Raw genomic sequence first — 16,148 nt, 5'->3', positions numbered from 1 at the left:
TTAATCACTTATTTTTACCTTTAATGATTAAAGTTTTTACCTATTTTTCTCATGATACGATTACCATTTTCTCTAGATTTTAAAACCACACTGACAGATAAAAATGGTTTTTCTTAAAAGCTGTTTATCACATATCAGATAAAGTGCATCTCATCTTACCTTAATGAGTGAAAGTTTCTATAACCCTTTACTTTCAAATGACACGAAAAACGACAATCCACATAACTTAACCTGAGCAAATCGGGATCCACGGAGTAAATAAAAAGCACTAAACCACAAGGTTAAAACAGCGTTAAAATCCATCTAATTGCAGCAAAATGCGATGAAAAGGCGTTTAATGCCAATGTAAACTGCCAGTATAAAATTTTTCGTTTTATCATTGATGAAAAGTCAACAATCTGAGACACAGCATAATGCTGTGTCTATTAATATCTATGTTATCCTGCAATGACTCATTAACTCATACTGAATAATACCCATGATTACTAAATTGCTTCGTTCTGCTTTCTTAGGATTACTTGTAGCTATCATTATGCTGGTTACCGTTCCATCACTGCGCCCTACCGGACTGATATCTGCCATTACCAGCAACAGTAATGACGAAGTTCCATTCAGTTTTAATCAAGGTGTCCGCAGAGCGGCACCCGCCGTGGTTAATGTCTACAGCAGCAACATGGGGAGTTTTTCTCATGAAGGCAGAGAAAACCATACTCTCGGTTCCGGCGTCATTATGAGTGATAAGGGTTATATCCTCACTAATAAACATGTCATTAATAATGCAGGACAAATTATTGTTGCACTACAAGACGGTCATTTTTATGAAGCCTTGGTCATAGGTTCTGACAGTTTAACGGATCTTGCTGTCCTGAAAATTAATGCCGCAAACCTGCCTGTCATTACGATTAACCCAAATAGAGTGGCCCATGTGGGAGATGTCGTTCTCGCCATCGGTAACCCTTACAATTTGGGGCAAACCATTACCCAAGGGATTATTAGCGCGACTGGTCGCGTTGGATTAAGCCCCACCCGACGCCAAAACTTTCTCCAGACTGATGCTTCTATTAATCAAGGTAATTCTGGTGGCGCATTAATTAATACCCTTGGCGAACTGGTGGGAATTAATACATTATCATTTGATAAAAGTGAAAATGGTGAAACACCAGAAGGGTTGGGTTTTGCTATTCCTACTGAACTCGCCACAACGATTATGCAGAAACTTATCCGTGACGGGCGGGTTATCCGGGGCTTTATCGGTATAGCGTCGCAGGAACTCCCACACATTCACTCTTATAACGGCAATATTAATCAAATTCAGGGGTTACGAGTATTTCAGGTTACCCCAAATGGACCCGCCCAAAAAGTCGGTATTAAAGTGGGTGATATCATTATCAGTGTCAATAATAAACCTGCTATTTCTGCTGTTGAAACAATGGATCAAGTGGCTGAAATACGCCCCGGCAGCATTGTTCCTGTCACTTTATTGCGTAATGGGAAGATGCTGTCACTGCAAGTGACGATTGCAGAATTTGATGAATATTAATTATCCGGTAAAAATCTTTCAATCACAGTCGTAATGATGGGTAGATCGTAATAGCACATAAATATCTTTTATCGGCTTGAGTCGTGCACCCTACGGATACACTTCACTTCTCTACCCATCATCAACCTGGTTTTCTAAACTACACCGCTTCCTGTTTCCAAATGAAAGAAACAAAATTATTTTTCCGCTGATTTCACCCGTTCAATATCCGCACCAAGCCCGCGCAGTTTATCTTCGATATGCTCATAACCACGGTCAATATGATAGATGCGGTCAACGACAGTCACACCTTCCGCAATACAACCCGCCAGAACCAAGCTTGCTGATGCACGTAAATCAGTCGCCATGACCTGAGCACCAGAAAGCTTTTTAACACCGTGACAAAGCACGGTGTTACTTTCAATTTCGGCATGAGCCCCCATACGAATTAATTCAGGGATATGCATGAAACGGTTTTCGAAAATAGTTTCGGTGATCATACCAACCCCTTCCGCAACCAAATTCAGCAAGCTGAACTGTGCTTGCATATCTGTCGGGAAACCGGGATGGGGAGCAGTACGTAATGTCACAGCCTTAGGTCGTTTACCGTGCATATCAAGGCTTATCCAGTCTTTACCAATTTCAATATCAGCACCCGCCTCACGCAATTTAGCCAATACAGCATCCAGCGTATCAGGTTGAGCATGACGGCAAACGACCTTACCACCCGATATGGCAGCCGCAACAAGAAAGGTACCTGTTTCAATGCGATCAGGTAATACCCGGTATACACCACCACCAAGACGTTCTACGCCTTCAATGATGATATGGTCAGTGCCAGCACCTGTAATTTTTGCACCCAAGGTGTTGAGAAAATTAGCAGTATCCTCGATTTCAGGTTCACGTGCCGCATTCTCAATAACCGTTGTCCCTTCAGCCAGTGTTGCCGCCGTCATAATCGTGACTGTCGCCCCAACACTGACCTTATCCATCACAATGCAAGCCCCTTTCAGACGCCCATTAACGGAAGCTTTAACGTAGCCCTCTTCCAGAACAATTTCAGCCCCTAATTGTTCCAGGCCACTGATATGCAGATCAACCGGGCGTGCACCGATAGCACAACCACCAGGTAAAGAAACTTGCCCCTGACCAAAACGCGCGACCAGAGGACCTAACGCCCAAATAGAGGCACGCATCGTTTTTACCAGATCGTAAGGCGCGCAATATTGATTCACACTACGGGCATCCACAAAGACTGAACCATTACGCTCAATTTTGGTCCCAAGGCAATTCAATAATTTGATCGTAGTGTCAATATCTTTCAGTTCTGGAACATTTTGCAACTCAACAGGCTCTTCAGCCAACAATGCGGCGAACAAGATTGGCAGTGCAGCATTTTTTGCCCCGGAAATAGAAACCTCACCCGACAGACGAGTTGGCCCCTTCACACGAAATTTATCCATCTGTGACGACTCTCTTTATATAATTTGCTGTTCGCGGCGAGGCAAACAGCATTAAAAACCGTTGAGCTTACGATCCCGCTTCCAATCATCCGGTGTATAAGCTTTGATTGACAGGGCATGAATACGATTATCAGCGATGTATTCCATCAAAGGCGCATAAACGGCTTGCTGCTGTTTTACCCGGCTCATGCCGGCAAACATTTCACCAACCACAATAACCTGGAAATGGCTGCCATCTCCGTTAACGATGACTTCATCCAGTGCTAATTTATCCATCAGCACTTGTTTAATCTCATTGGTATCCATAATTGCTCAATTCTGTAGTTAGACATCATTAGACAGCCACCTATCCTAATAGAATCCGACTGACTCTGAAACAATGAAAACGTCCTTGTAACATTTCTGCTTACAAAGGCGCTGATTATACAGATAATGATGAGATTATCGGCTAGCTATCAATGATAATTTCTTGCAGATCGTAAAGCGTAATCAAGGTGCCAAGCCGTTCACTGACGCCAGAAAAGAGCAGTTTAACCCCGTCCTTTCGCATATGATGTTTAAAACGGATTAAAAGAGCCAACCCGGTAGAATCCACATGCTCAAGCTGTGACACATTGACGCCATTGATACCGGCCAGTAATTTTTCTTTTTGCTGCCAGAGAGGCAGCAAAGTGTCACGATCCAAAATACCTTTCAGGATCAATGTTTGCCCTGTTTTTTCCCAGCTCAGACTCTCATTCATGTTACTTTTTCTCTTCCAGCGTAATAGGCTGCCGGGCACTGATTTCAAGTTGCTTAGTCAAACCATCAATACCTTGCTGACGTAAGATAGAAGCCCATTCACTCTGCTTAGTTGTAATCATACTGACGCCTTCAGCAATCATATCGTACGCCTGCCAATGACCCGTTTTACTGTTTTTACGCCACTGAAAATCAAGGCGAACTGGCGGGCGGCCATTCGAATCAATGATAGTGACACGAATCGCAACGATATTGTTGTCTCCCAATGGTTTTTCAGGATCAATCTGATAAGTTTGATCGTGATACATTGCCAGAGCCTGCCCATAAACCTGCTCAAGGTAAGATTCAAATGCGGTAAAATAAGCCTCGCGTTGCGCTGGCGTCGAATCTTTATAGTAGCTCCCCAGAACTAATGCCCCAGCATATTTGATATGTACATAGGGCAGTAATTCTTCTTTCACTACTTGGCGCAAATAATCTGGATTTTGACGAATCTGGGACTGACTATTCTTCAAACGGGTAAACGTCTTTTCTGCCGCATCCTGCATCAACTTGTAAGGGCTCGTCTGATCAACTGCGCTCGCTAATGGCGCAACCACCAACAGCGCCACCATTAATAATCTCTTCAACATAATTGGTTCCTCTTAATGATATTCAATTGCGGGTTGGTGCTGGAGTATGTTCTGCTCCACTCTGGGAGTTATCGCCCCCCTTATACAAGAACTGACCAATCAGATCCTCAAGTACCATCGCTGATTTGGTATCCTGCACGCGGTCTCCCTCTTTCAGGATATGGGTTCCCATATCTGGATCTTCAAACCCCATATTCAGGGCAATATATTGCTCACCCAATAGACCAGAAGTGCGGATGGAAAGAGAACTGGTATCAGGGATACGGTCATATTGCTTCATGATATCCAGTGCCACCTGCGGTGTATAAGTTTTTTCATCAAGAGAGATAGTTGCAACACGACCAATCACCACCCCCCCAATTTTTACCGGTGAGCGCACTTTAAGACCACCGATATTGTCAAAAGTTGCGTACAAACGATAAGTCGGTTGGTTACCGACCGATTTAATATCTGCCACTTTCAGGCATAAAAAGACGATTGCAGCTAGTGCAATCAAGATAAAAAACCCAACCCAAATTTCAATTTTCTTGCTTTGCATTGACTTAATTCCCAAACATGAGTGCTGTCAGCACAAAATCCAAACCTAAAACGGCTAACGACGCATGAACCACTGTTCTGGTCGTTGCCCGGCTGATCCCTTCTGAAGTGGGGATCGCATCATAACCATTAAATAAAGCAATCCAGGTCACGGTAATGGCGAAAACAACGCTTTTAATAAAACAGTTAAGTAAATCTTTCTGCCACTCTATAGCAGACTGCATTGAAGACCAGAAGAAACCGCTGTCGATCCCCTTCCAATCAACACCAACCACTGCGCCACCCCAAATGCCTACAGCCACAAAAATCAAAGATAATAACGGCATACTGATAAACCCGGCCCAGAAACGGGGTGCGATCACACGCCGTAATGGATCTATCGCCATCATCTCCAGACTGGAAATTTGTTCCGTGGCTTTCATTAAACCTATTTCTGCGGTTAACGCTGATCCTGCACGGCCGGCAAACAACAAGGCAGTGACAACCGGCCCCAGTTCACGTAATAGAGACAGCGCCACCATCATGCCAAGACTGGCTTCTGCGCTGTATGTTGTCAGTATCAGATACCCCTGTAAGCCGAGCACCATGCCAATAAATAGCCCTGAAACCATGATAATCAACAATGACCGAACACCTACGCTGTAAAGCTGTTGTCGGAGTAATGGCCATTGTCTGGCAGGTTCTGGCTTGCCAATTATCGCGCTAAAAAGCATAAAACCGGCACGGCCAAAAGAGGCGAACACCTCAATGGCCCGCCTGCCAAGTGCCGCCAGCGCCTGTATTAACATCAACATTCCACTATCCTAATAACTCAGTTTTATAATCCCCTGCCGGGAAACGGAAAGGTACCGGCCCATCAGCAATGCCATCAAGAAATTGCCGTACCCGCCGATCAGAATTAGACTGCAACTGTTGAGCGGTACCCTCTGCAATAATCTGTTGTTCAGCCATAATATAAGCATAATCTGCAATGCTCAGAACTTCCGGCACATCGTGGGAAACAACCACACAGGTCACACCAAGTGCCTTATTCAGTTCATCTATGAGTTTTACCAAAACCCCCATCGTAATCGGGTCCTGACCAACAAAAGGCTCATCAAACATAATCAGATCAGGATCAAGTGCAATGGCACGAGCCAGAGCAGCACGCCTTGCCATACCACCGGAAAGTTCAGAAGGCATCAAATTCGCGGCACCACGTAATCCAACAGCCTCCAATTTCATCATTACAGTCGTCTGTATAATTTCTTCAGGCAGATTCGTATGTTCACGCAGCGGAAAAGCGACGTTCTCAAAAACATTCAAATCAGTAAATAATGCCCCGGACTGAAACAACATGCTCATCTTCTTGCGGGCAGCATACAGACGAGAACGGGATAAAACAGGCATATTATCGCCATCAAACCAGATTTCTCCTCGTTCAGGACGCAACTGACCGCCAATCAATCGTAATAGTGTTGTTTTCCCTATCCCAGAAGGCCCCATGATTGCAGTGACTTTTCCTTTGGGCACCGCCAGATTAATATCAGCAAAAATCGGCCGGTTACCACGGGTAAAATACATACCACGGATCTCGATGAGATTTGCTGCTTGTTGACTCATTATTGATAGACCTTAACGGTTAATAAATTGGCTTTATATTTGGTTCATATATTAATCACATATACTACAAAAAAGTTGGAGAATTTTCGCCACTAAAGTTGTGACAAATTTTACTTTTCCACCCTCCGCCGTCAGAATATACCCCATCTAACTAAACAAACAATTTTTGTTTAAGAAATCAACCAACGTTAATATTAAATTCGGAATATACCTTACAAAGGACGCTTCATGCTTCTGACCTTTTTACTCTTAATTACCGGGTTGATTTTACTGGTATATGGTTCCGATAGATTAGTATATGGTGCTGCAATTTTTGCCCGTACTCTGGGACTGCCTCCCTTTATTATTGGCGTTACCGTTGTTGGCATTGGAACGTCTCTGCCCGAATTAATGGTTTCCGTTACTGCCATGCTGGACGGCCAACCCGATATGGCTGTTGGTAATGTTATTGGCTCCAACATTACCAATCTGCTGCTGATAACCGGTGCCGCCGCATTTATTCGCCCTCTGGAAGTAAAATCAGATATGCTGCGGCAGGAACTGCCTTTAATGCTGTTGATCACTGCTTTCTGTGGTTATTTGATGAGTGATAACTATCTCAGCCGGATGGACGGGTTAGTATTACTGGCTTCTGCCATTGCGTATATATTACTGATGATAAAAATGGCGGCTCTGCCACGCTGTGCCGAAGCTGATATTTACACACAAGAGCAAGTTTCTGAATTACCGCTCGAAGGCAATAAACGCATTGCCCTGCTTTGGATACTATTAGGGTTGATTATTTTACCTATGGCGACTCGTATGGTTATTGATAATGCAACTGTTATTGCCCGCATTTATGGTATTAGTGAATTAGTTATCGGACTTACTGTGCTTGCGGTCGGCACCAGCCTGCCAGAACTGGCAACCGCTATTGCAGCCGCGTTCAAAGGAGAAGACGATATTGCATTCGGGAATATTATAGGTTCGAATATATTCAATATATCAATTGTTTTGGGCCTTCCCGCATTACTCTCACCAGCAGCCATTTCACCTGAATCTTTCCACCGTGATTTTTGGGTCATGATGGTAGCCAGCACAATATTTGCTGCATTTTGTCTGGGTGGTAAACACCGGTTAAACCGATTTAAAGGTGTCCTGTTATTAAGCTGCTTTATCGCTTATTTTATCGTGCTGTTTATTTTCAATTACAATATTGAATAAACACGAATTAGTAGGAAAAAGAAATGCCTAAGATTGATTTTCAGCAAGCGGGTAAGATAGTTTTACAGATAGAACGTGATGGGTTGGCAGAACTTGAACACTATATCAATGAAGATTTTGCCCGCACCTGTGAACTGATGTTCAACTGCGAAGGTAAGGTTATTGTCATGGGGATGGGCAAATCCGGCCACATCGGGTGTAAAATTGCCGCAACTTTCGCCAGTACGGGTACACCCTCCTTTTTCGTTCATCCGGGAGAAGCCAGCCACGGCGATCTCGGTATGGTTACACCTAAAGATATCGTTTTGGCCATCTCAAATTCGGGGGAATCCAATGAAATTCTGTCATTGATCCCCGCATTGAAACGCCAAAAAATTCCGCTTATCTGCATGACTAACAATTACAACAGCAGCATGGGAAAAGCTGCGGATATTCACCTGTGTATCAAAGTCCCACAGGAAGCCTGTCCACTAGGTTTAGCACCGACAACCAGTACTACTGCAACATTGGTTATGGGTGATGCTTTAGCGGTTGCATTGCTCCAGGCTCGTGGCTTTACCGCTGAAGACTTCGCACTATCACATCCAGGCGGTACACTTGGGCGTAAACTTCTGCTACTGGTGAGTGATTTAATGAATACAGGTGATGATATCCCAAGAGTGAATCGCGATGCCTCTTTACGTGAAGCACTCGTCGAAATCACCCGCCAAAAACTGGGTATGACCGTCATTTGCGATGAAAATATGTATATTGATGGTATTTTTACCGATGGTGACTTGCGGCGAGTGTTTGATATGGGAATTGATTTGTACAATGTCAAAATTTCAGCTGTTATGACAACTGGCGGTATCCGTATCAAACCGAATGCCCTTGCCGTTGATGCATTGAACTTAATGCAGTCACGCCATATCACGTCCTTACTGGTTACCGAGGAAAATAAATTACTTGGTGTATTGCATATGCATGATCTGCTACAAGCTGGTGTAGTTTAACCTGAGAGAACACCTTAATGAGCCAATTAGTTTATCTGGACACCTGTTATGGCCCAGTGAATAAAGACATTATTGAAAAAGCCAGTAGAATCCGTCTGCTGATTTGCGACGTTGACGGTGTGATGTCTGATGGCCTGATATATATGGGCAATGACGGCGAAGAATTGAAAACGTTTAACGTTCGTGATGGCTACGGGATTCGCTGCCTGATCACTTCAGGAATCGAAGTCGCTATTATTACCGGCCGTAAGGCAAAATTGCTGGAAGATCGAGCAAACACCCTAGGCATTACACATCTTTACCAAGGACAAAGTGATAAGGTTTTGGCGTATAGAGAACTGTTAGATAAACTGGGACTAAAACCAGAACAGGTTGCTTACATCGGTGATGATCTGATTGACTGGCCAGTCATGGAACAAGTGGGCTTATCTGTCGCTGTGGCAGATGCACATCCATTACTACTACCAAAAGCGCATTATGTCACCCAGATTGCAGGGGGACGCGGCGCGGTAAGAGAACTTTGTGATTTGGTGCTTTTCGCTCAGAATAAGCTGGAAGAGGCCAAAGGACTATCAATATAGTAGGTTGAAGCGAAACGAGAATGGATAAAATCAAATCCTGGCTGGCTATAATACTGGCGTTAATTACCCTGGCGTTAATTGGCTGGAACTTATCTGATTCAAACGAGACTAACTCATCTTCTGACACAGATAACAGTCAGCCAACATACCAAAGTCAGGAAACCATAACCTTTGTTTATGATCCTACGGGTAAGCTGACGTATAAACTGGTCGCTGATGACGTCCAAAATTATGCTGAATCAAAACTTACCTGGTTTACCAAGCCGGTATTAACGACATATGACTCAAACGCCATTGCTACATGGACAGTTCGTGCGAAAAAAGCCAAACTGACCAACGACAGAATGCTCTATCTTTACGGAGATGTGCAGGTTGACAATCTGACTGATACGGCACAATTACAGCGTATTACCACAGAAAATGCTATCGTCAATCTGGTCACTCAGGATGTTTCATCCGACGATCAGGTCACACTGATTGGCGTAGGATTGAAGTCCGTCGGTATGAAAATGCGTGGCAACCTGCGGAACAAAACCGCTGAACTGATTGAAAAGGTTAACACCTACTATGAAATCCAACATGAACAACAGAATCCGTAATGCTCTTATTGCCAGTGCCATTTTTACAGTCAGTCTTCCGGCTCTGGCACTGAAAGATGACACACAGAAACCCATTTCTATTGATTCTGCCAAGCAATCCCTTGACATGACTGGGAACACTGCCACATTTACAGAAAACGTGATCGTTAAACAAGGCTCTATTGATATCCACGCTGACAAAGTTGTTGTGACCCGCCCGGATGGCGACTCTAAAAAAATGGTTGTTGAAGCATTTGGTAATCCGGTAACTTTCTATCAGCTACAGGACAACGGCAAACCAATCAAGGGCCGCGGTGCCAAAATGCGTTACGAAATGGATAAGGAGCTGATTACACTGACTGGCAACGCCTATCTGGAACAGTTAGACAGCAATATAAAAGGCGACCGTATCACTTACCTGGTCCCAACCCAGCAAATGGAAGCGTTCGGTGACAAAGGTAAACGAGTGACAACTGTTCTGTTACCTTCCCAGTTACAAGAAGAAAGCCCTGCGGTTAACAACAAGAGTAAATAACGAGATATGGCAATACTAAACGCAGAAAACCTGGCGAAAGCTTACAAAGGCCGTAAGGTCGTTGAAAATGTCAGCTTAAACGTGAACTCCGGTGAAATTGTTGGCCTACTTGGCCCTAACGGTGCAGGGAAAACCACGACTTTTTATATGGTCGTAGGTATTGTTGCACGGGATGCAGGAATAATTACCATTGATGGCGAAGATATCAGCCTGCTGCCACTTCACGAACGGGCGCGCCGTGGTATTGGCTACTTGCCTCAGGAAGCTTCTATTTTCCGCCGTCTGAATGTATTCGACAATCTGATGGCCGTATTGGAAATCCGTCAGGATCTAACTCAGGAACAACGGAAGGAACGGGCCGAAGAGCTGATGGAGGAGTTCCATATCAGCCACCTACGGGACAATCTGGGTCAATCACTTTCCGGTGGTGAACGTCGCCGCGTAGAGATTGCCCGCGCACTGGCCGCCAATCCTAAATTTATTTTGCTGGATGAACCTTTCGCCGGGGTAGATCCCATCTCAGTAATCGATATCAAAAAAATTATTCAGCATTTGAGAGATTACGGGCTGGGCGTCCTGATCACAGACCATAACGTCCGTGAAACATTAGATGTCTGTGAGCGTGCTTATATTGTCAGCCAAGGGCAGTTGATTGCTCACGGCACACCGAATGATATCCTTAATAATGAACAGGTGAAGCGCGTTTATTTAGGCGAAGGTTTCCGGCTCTAATTCAGCCAGGAGAATTGATTTAACGCTATGAAGCAAAGTTTGCAACTCAGGTTCAGTCAGCAACTGACTATGACACCACAGCTCCAACAAGCCATTCGTTTGTTGCAACTTTCTACGCTTGAACTTCAACAGGAAATACAGCAAGCGTTAGAAATGAACCCTTTGCTTGAGCAGGATGAAGATCATCAAGAAATCAGTAACCAGGAATCTTCTGACAACGAAACTGACGTTATGGATACGCTTGATGCCCTACAACAAAAGGATATGCCGGATGAGTTGCCACTGGATGCCAGCTGGGATGAAATTTATACAGCTGGTACACCTTCCGGTACACGTAATGACTATAGTGATGACGACCTGCCACTTTACCAAGGTGAAACAGTCCAAACCCTGCAAGACTATTTGATGTGGCAGGCAGGACTGACCCCTTTTACAGAAACAGATGCAGCAATTGCCACATCAATCATTGATGCCGTAGATGATACAGGCTACCTTACTGTACCACTGGAGGATATCCTTGCCAGCATTGGCGACGGTCAACTGACTCTGGCAGAAGTGGAAACCGTGCTCAAACGGGTACAACATTTTGATCCTATCGGTGTCGCTGCCCGTGATCTAAAAGATTGTCTCCTGATCCAGCTATCCCTGTTTCCACCAGAAACACCTTATCTGAAAGAAGCGAAATTGATCGTCTGCGAACATCTGGAATTACTGGGTAATCGGGATTTCCGCAACTTAATCCGTTTAAGTCGCTTGAAAGAAGATACCCTGAAAGAAGTGATTGATTTAATCCAGTCACTTGAACCAAGGCCTGGTTTGGCAATAAACACAGGTGAATCAGAGTATGTCATCCCTGATGTGCTGGTTCGAAAAGAAAGTGAACACTGGCAAGTAGAATTAAATACAGATAGCATTCCCCGTTTACATATTAATCAGCATTATGCGGAACTTGGGCAACATACACACAATGAAAGTGACAGCCAATTTATCCGCAATAATCTACAGGAAGCTAAATGGCTTATCAAAAGCCTGGAAAGCCGAAATGATACTCTGCTGAAAGTTACGCGCTGCATTGTAGAGCAGCAACAGGAATTTTTTGAACATGGCGAAGAACATATGAAGCCCATGGTTTTGGCAGACATAGCCTTCCAGGTTGATATGCATGAATCTACCATTTCCAGGGTGACTACCCAGAAATTCCTACACAGCCCACGGGGTATTTTTGAATTGAAGTATTTTTTCTCCAGCCATGTTAATACAGAAAGTGGAGGCGAAGCCTCTTCAACTGCAATACGGGCCTTGGTGAAAAAACTGGTAGCAGCGGAGAACTCCGCCAAACCATTAAGTGACAGCAAACTGACGAGCATGCTAGCCAATCAAGGCATTATGGTTGCCCGACGGACTGTCGCAAAATATCGAGAGTCGTTATCCATTCCGCCATCAAACCAACGTAAGCGTCTGGTTTGAAATGAACAGAGAAGGAAGACAATATGCAACTCAAAATAACTGGCCACAATATTGAAATTACTGATGCATTACGCGACATTATCACTGCGAAATGCAGCAAGCTGGATCAATATTTCGACAGGATCAACCTGACTCAGGTAATCCTCCGTGTGGAAAAAGTACAACAAATCGCCGAAGCCACGGTACATATTAACGGAGGCGAGTTGCACGCATCCTCAGAACATGAAGATATGTATGCAGCCATTGATGGACTGGTTGATAAACTGGCTCGTCAGTTAACCAAACATAAAGATAAACTGAGACAACATTAACAGTTATTTAACGATAGCTGTAATAAAAACAGCGGAGTTTTGCTGTAAAACAGTGCACAAATACCGGATGCCACAGCTAACCTATGGCATCCGGTATCAATAAGCACCTAAGCGAATAGAAAAATGAATAACCAAGCAGATTTACGACTAAGCTCTGTACTTTCCCTCGAATGTACGCGCAACAATGTACATTGTTCGAGCAAAAAACGGGCTTTAGAGATTATCAGTGAGCTGGCATCTAAGCGGCTTAAATTACCCGAGAATATCGTATTCGAAGCAATATTGACCAGAGAAAAAGTAGGCACTACTGGAATTGGCAGTGGTATTGCTATCCCTCACGGTAAGCTGGATGAAGAAAGCTCAGATCACGCTGTTGGCGTTTTCCTCAATCTGGAACAACCCATTGCTTTTGATGCCATTGATAATCAACCAGTCGATTTGCTGTTTGCTTTACTGGTTCCAAACGATCAATGCCAAACACATTTACACACATTGTCATTGATTGCCAAACGCCTTGCAGATAAAAATCTCTGCCGTCGTTTAAGATCGGCACAAAGTGATCAAGAACTTTACGCAATTATCACTGAATAGCTGTTGCAATGAATGGAGAGCAACAGATAACAGTGGCTCATAATAATAACCACTGAGAAATTAAGGGGAGTCGCCTCATGGTGCTGATGATAGTCAGTGGCCGTTCCGGTTCGGGTAAATCCGTTGCCTTGCGCGCACTGGAAGATATGGGTTTTTATTGTGTAGACAACTTGCCGGTAGTGTTGCTGCCGGAATTAGCAAATACGCTGGCTGATCGCGATATTTCTGCTGCTGTCAGTATTGATGTAAGAAACATGCCGGAATCCCCCGAAGTTTTCGAAGAAGCCCTGACTAAACTACCCGCCAGTTTCTCACCGCAATTACTGTTTCTTGATGCTGACCGTAATACGCTAATTCGCCGTTACAGCGATACCCGCCGTCTGCATCCACTATCAAGCAAAAACCTTTCTCTGGAAAGCGCGATTGATCAAGAAAGCGATCTGCTGGAACCACTTCGTTCAAGAGCAGATCTGATTATTGACACTTCCGAAATGTCAGTCCATGAATTGGCTGAGATGCTAAGAACCCGTCTGCTGGGCAAACGGGAACGTGAGCTGACAATGGTCTTTGAATCTTTTGGCTTCAAACATGGCATTCCAATTGATGCCGACTATGTTTTTGACGTACGTTTCCTGCCAAACCCGCACTGGGACCCAAAGTTGCGGCCAATGACAGGTCTTGATCGTCCCGTAGCCGCTTTTCTCGACCGCCATACGGAAGTGCATAACTTCATCTATCAGACCCGTAGTTATCTTGAACTCTGGCTACCCATGCTTGAAACCAATAACCGCAGTTATCTGACCGTGGCGATTGGCTGCACCGGCGGTAAACACCGTTCTGTTTATGTGGCAGAGCAGTTGGCTGACTATTTCCGCTCCCGTGGCAAAAACGTACAGTCGCGCCACCGTACTCTCGAAAAGCGAAAGTAATGACAGCCAAGCAGAAACTTGAAATCAAAAACCGGCTGGGAATGCACGCCCGGCCAGCAATGAAGCTGTATGATTTGGTACAGCTCTTTGAATCTCATGTTGTCTTGCGCAATGATAGCCATGTTGAAGCTGAAGCCAGCAGCGTGATTGCCATGCTGATGCTGGATTCAGAAAAAGGCAGCTATATTGAAGTTGAAGCCAGTGGCCCAGATGAAGAACAGGCTCTTGCCGCTATCATTAAGCTATTTGATTCAGGATTTGACGAAGAATAACGCCACCGACTCCTCCAGCTTATCATGTTCTTAACTGCTTTCATTAGCAACACAAAACAGTTCGTGATCATGATCTCTTTCTTTTCCAGTAAGAACAGCCTACTATCAGGTTAATCATTTTAAATAACACCCCCCTCCTCACGGTGCGGGGTGTTATTTTGTATTGGATTCCATTTGGAGTGTGGTATGACTAAACCAGCAATTATCATCAACGAATTAGACGCAGAACGTTTAGATTCCCTGTTGGAACAGCCAGCGTTTGCAGATACTAGTATCGCTGACGCTTTGAATGAGGAGCTGGATCGTGCAGAGATTGTGCCTCCAGCAGAAATTCCATCAGATGTTGTGACTATGAATAGCCGGGTTCGTTTCCTTGACCTGACAAGCAGTGAAGAGCGAGTGCGCACTCTGGTTTACCCTGCGTCACTGCAAGACAGTTCAGACCAGCTTTCTGTTATGGCTCCTCTGGGAGCGGCATTATTGGGCCTTCGTATCGGCGACGAAATCAGTTGGAAATTGCCAAATGGCGAAGAAACCCGGGTCAAAGTATTAGAATTACTTTACCAACCAGAAGCTGCCGGTGAATATCACAGATAAAACCCTATTAAATCAAGATAAAAAACCACTATCGCACAAGTGGTTTTTTATCTTTGATAGCCAAATGGCGATAAAATGGCGACAGGAATTTTATATCTTCAATTACTTTTCAACTAACCACTATATATTATGAGGTAATTATAATGATCGGAAATAATAACAATCTGTCAATTCTTAAAGAAGTAAGAGACACTAAAATATTCATTGGCTCTGATATAGATGAATCAGTAAATCAATATCTTCAAGGAGGCTGGATAATACTTTCTGCTACAAGTGGTATAAGTCCAGATAACTATCCTATTCACTCAGTTTTATTAGGTTTCATTCCTTAACAACTAATTTCAGCTCTATGTGTTCAGTAAGGCAGTGTCCTACTTGAATTCTTAAAATCAGCGCGGCTTCTGGTCATGATCCTATCTCCCACGTAAAATAGAATTTTTCCTTTAATATCATTATATTGATATTTTTCCCGTGATCCGCTTTTGACCCGAAAACTGAAATTTCCTGAAAATCTTTTCAATTATTTCAGTTTGTGATTTCTCCCACTCCGCCAGTGCTGGCACGGTTTGGCTGTTTGCCTTGTAGGATTTTAAAACTGAAAAAATTTTTTGATCCAAAACGTGCAGGCGGGTGCAGTGTAGTGCCGTTTTCACCATAGGCCCATTTATTTCGTCATAAGCGCAGTGAGACAAACCGCCACCAGAGTGTTTATTTGATTCTTGAGTCAGATAATACAATCGGTTAAAGTAGCACTGCCATTGGCAAAATCCGATGGTCAGGGGATCGCAGCCTTGAACGAACATCCCACTGGTAAGGTTATTTTCTTACCAGTGTGCCTGCTATCGCCACCACCAAAGAGGGAAGCA

Annotated in this window: 22 protein-coding genes; 14 read left to right on the top strand and 8 right to left on the bottom strand. The window is 44.1% G+C overall.

Features of this window, described 5'->3' with window-relative positions:
• Positions 1–478: 478 nt before the first annotated feature.
• The gene (gene degS / locus ACUN2T_RS04165; RefSeq protein WP_445496380.1) at positions 479–1,540 is read left to right on the top strand and encodes an outer membrane-stress sensor serine endopeptidase DegS; all 1,062 of its coding nucleotides are present in this window, start codon (positions 479–481) and stop codon (positions 1,538–1,540) included.
• Between the two features lie 176 nt (positions 1,541–1,716).
• Here the strand turns inward: degS and murA are convergent, their stop codons facing one another.
• The 7 genes from murA to mlaF form a co-directional block, all read right to left on the bottom strand.
• Entirely contained in the window at positions 1,717–2,982 is a 1,266-nt protein-coding gene (gene murA / locus ACUN2T_RS04160) for a UDP-N-acetylglucosamine 1-carboxyvinyltransferase (RefSeq protein WP_445496379.1), read from the bottom strand.
• A 51-nt stretch (positions 2,983–3,033) separates the two neighbouring features.
• On the bottom strand, positions 3,034–3,288 hold the full coding sequence (gene ibaG, locus ACUN2T_RS04155; RefSeq protein ID WP_011148158.1) for a BolA family iron metabolism protein IbaG: 255 nt from the start codon (positions 3,286–3,288) through the stop codon (positions 3,034–3,036).
• Between the two features lie 142 nt (positions 3,289–3,430).
• On the bottom strand, positions 3,431–3,724 hold the full coding sequence (mlaB, locus tag ACUN2T_RS04150; protein ID WP_445496378.1) for a lipid asymmetry maintenance protein MlaB: 294 nt from the start codon (positions 3,722–3,724) through the stop codon (positions 3,431–3,433).
• 1 nt (position 3,725) lies between these two features.
• Positions 3,726–4,355 (bottom strand): phospholipid-binding protein MlaC, encoded by a 630-nt coding sequence (gene mlaC / locus ACUN2T_RS04145; RefSeq protein ID WP_445496377.1) that lies wholly within the window; start codon positions 4,353–4,355, stop codon positions 3,726–3,728.
• A 22-nt stretch (positions 4,356–4,377) separates the two neighbouring features.
• The gene (gene mlaD, locus ACUN2T_RS04140) at positions 4,378–4,893 is read right to left on the bottom strand and encodes an outer membrane lipid asymmetry maintenance protein MlaD (protein WP_445496376.1); all 516 of its coding nucleotides are present in this window, start codon (positions 4,891–4,893) and stop codon (positions 4,378–4,380) included.
• A 4-nt stretch (positions 4,894–4,897) separates the two neighbouring features.
• Positions 4,898–5,680, bottom strand: a complete 783-nt coding sequence (mlaE, locus tag ACUN2T_RS04135) for a lipid asymmetry maintenance ABC transporter permease subunit MlaE (RefSeq protein WP_445497798.1) — start codon at positions 5,678–5,680, stop codon at positions 4,898–4,900.
• 10 nt (positions 5,681–5,690) lie between these two features.
• Positions 5,691–6,494, bottom strand: coding sequence for a phospholipid ABC transporter ATP-binding protein MlaF (gene mlaF / locus ACUN2T_RS04130; protein WP_445496375.1), 804 nt, complete (start codon positions 6,492–6,494; stop codon positions 5,691–5,693).
• Positions 6,495–6,722: 228 nt separating this feature from the next.
• Here mlaF and ACUN2T_RS04125 point away from each other — a divergent pair, with 228 nt between their 5' ends.
• The 13 genes from ACUN2T_RS04125 (at position 6,723) to ACUN2T_RS04065 (ending at position 15,614) form a co-directional block, all read left to right on the top strand.
• Positions 6,723–7,697 carry a calcium/sodium antiporter gene (locus tag ACUN2T_RS04125; RefSeq protein WP_445496373.1) on the top strand — a complete coding sequence of 325 codons (975 nt, stop codon included), beginning with the start codon at positions 6,723–6,725 and terminating at the stop codon, positions 7,695–7,697.
• 23 nt (positions 7,698–7,720) lie between these two features.
• Entirely contained in the window at positions 7,721–8,689 is a 969-nt protein-coding gene (gene kdsD / locus ACUN2T_RS04120) for an arabinose-5-phosphate isomerase KdsD (RefSeq protein WP_445496372.1), read from the top strand.
• Between the two features lie 17 nt (positions 8,690–8,706).
• Positions 8,707–9,270, top strand: coding sequence for a 3-deoxy-manno-octulosonate-8-phosphatase KdsC (gene kdsC, locus ACUN2T_RS04115; protein ID WP_445496371.1), 564 nt, complete (start codon positions 8,707–8,709; stop codon positions 9,268–9,270).
• A 20-nt stretch (positions 9,271–9,290) separates the two neighbouring features.
• Entirely contained in the window at positions 9,291–9,869 is a 579-nt protein-coding gene (gene lptC, locus ACUN2T_RS04110) for an LPS export ABC transporter periplasmic protein LptC (protein WP_445496370.1), read from the top strand.
• On the top strand, positions 9,850–10,383 hold the full coding sequence (lptA, locus tag ACUN2T_RS04105; protein WP_445496369.1) for a lipopolysaccharide ABC transporter substrate-binding protein LptA: 534 nt from the start codon (positions 9,850–9,852) through the stop codon (positions 10,381–10,383). Before lptC ends, lptA begins: the two co-directional genes overlap by 20 nt.
• Before the next feature lie 6 nt (positions 10,384–10,389).
• Positions 10,390–11,115, top strand: a complete 726-nt coding sequence (lptB, locus tag ACUN2T_RS04100; RefSeq protein WP_445496368.1) for an LPS export ABC transporter ATP-binding protein — start codon at positions 10,390–10,392, stop codon at positions 11,113–11,115.
• A 27-nt stretch (positions 11,116–11,142) separates the two neighbouring features.
• Positions 11,143–12,582 carry an RNA polymerase factor sigma-54 gene (rpoN, locus tag ACUN2T_RS04095; protein WP_445496367.1) on the top strand — a complete coding sequence of 480 codons (1,440 nt, stop codon included), beginning with the start codon at positions 11,143–11,145 and terminating at the stop codon, positions 12,580–12,582.
• A gap of 23 nt (positions 12,583–12,605) precedes the next feature.
• A complete protein-coding gene (gene hpf, locus ACUN2T_RS04090) occupies positions 12,606–12,893 on the top strand; it encodes a ribosome hibernation promoting factor (protein ID WP_015835763.1) in 288 nt (95 codons plus the stop codon).
• Positions 12,894–13,016: 123 nt separating this feature from the next.
• The gene (gene ptsN, locus ACUN2T_RS04085; RefSeq protein ID WP_445496366.1) at positions 13,017–13,484 is read left to right on the top strand and encodes a PTS IIA-like nitrogen regulatory protein PtsN; all 468 of its coding nucleotides are present in this window, start codon (positions 13,017–13,019) and stop codon (positions 13,482–13,484) included.
• A 77-nt stretch (positions 13,485–13,561) separates the two neighbouring features.
• Positions 13,562–14,413 carry an RNase adapter RapZ gene (gene rapZ, locus ACUN2T_RS04080; RefSeq protein ID WP_021323560.1) on the top strand — a complete coding sequence of 284 codons (852 nt, stop codon included), beginning with the start codon at positions 13,562–13,564 and terminating at the stop codon, positions 14,411–14,413.
• A complete protein-coding gene (gene npr, locus ACUN2T_RS04075; protein WP_445496365.1) occupies positions 14,413–14,685 on the top strand; it encodes a PTS phosphocarrier protein NPr in 273 nt (90 codons plus the stop codon). The genes rapZ and npr overlap by 1 nt, the downstream gene beginning before the upstream one ends.
• Positions 14,686–14,871: 186 nt before the next feature.
• The gene (gene rnk, locus ACUN2T_RS04070) at positions 14,872–15,282 is read left to right on the top strand and encodes a nucleoside diphosphate kinase regulator (RefSeq protein ID WP_036842109.1); all 411 of its coding nucleotides are present in this window, start codon (positions 14,872–14,874) and stop codon (positions 15,280–15,282) included.
• A 143-nt stretch (positions 15,283–15,425) separates the two neighbouring features.
• On the top strand, positions 15,426–15,614 hold the full coding sequence (locus tag ACUN2T_RS04065; protein ID WP_445496364.1) for a hypothetical protein: 189 nt from the start codon (positions 15,426–15,428) through the stop codon (positions 15,612–15,614).
• A gap of 120 nt (positions 15,615–15,734) precedes the next feature.
• Here the strand turns inward: ACUN2T_RS04065 and ACUN2T_RS04060 are convergent, their stop codons facing one another.
• Entirely contained in the window at positions 15,735–16,085 is a 351-nt protein-coding gene (locus ACUN2T_RS04060) for a hypothetical protein (RefSeq protein WP_445496363.1), read from the bottom strand.
• Positions 16,086–16,148: the final 63 nt, after the last annotated feature.

It is taken from the genome of Photorhabdus machadonis (genome assembly GCF_052657765.1).
This window is presented reverse-complemented; position numbering and strand designations above follow the sequence as displayed.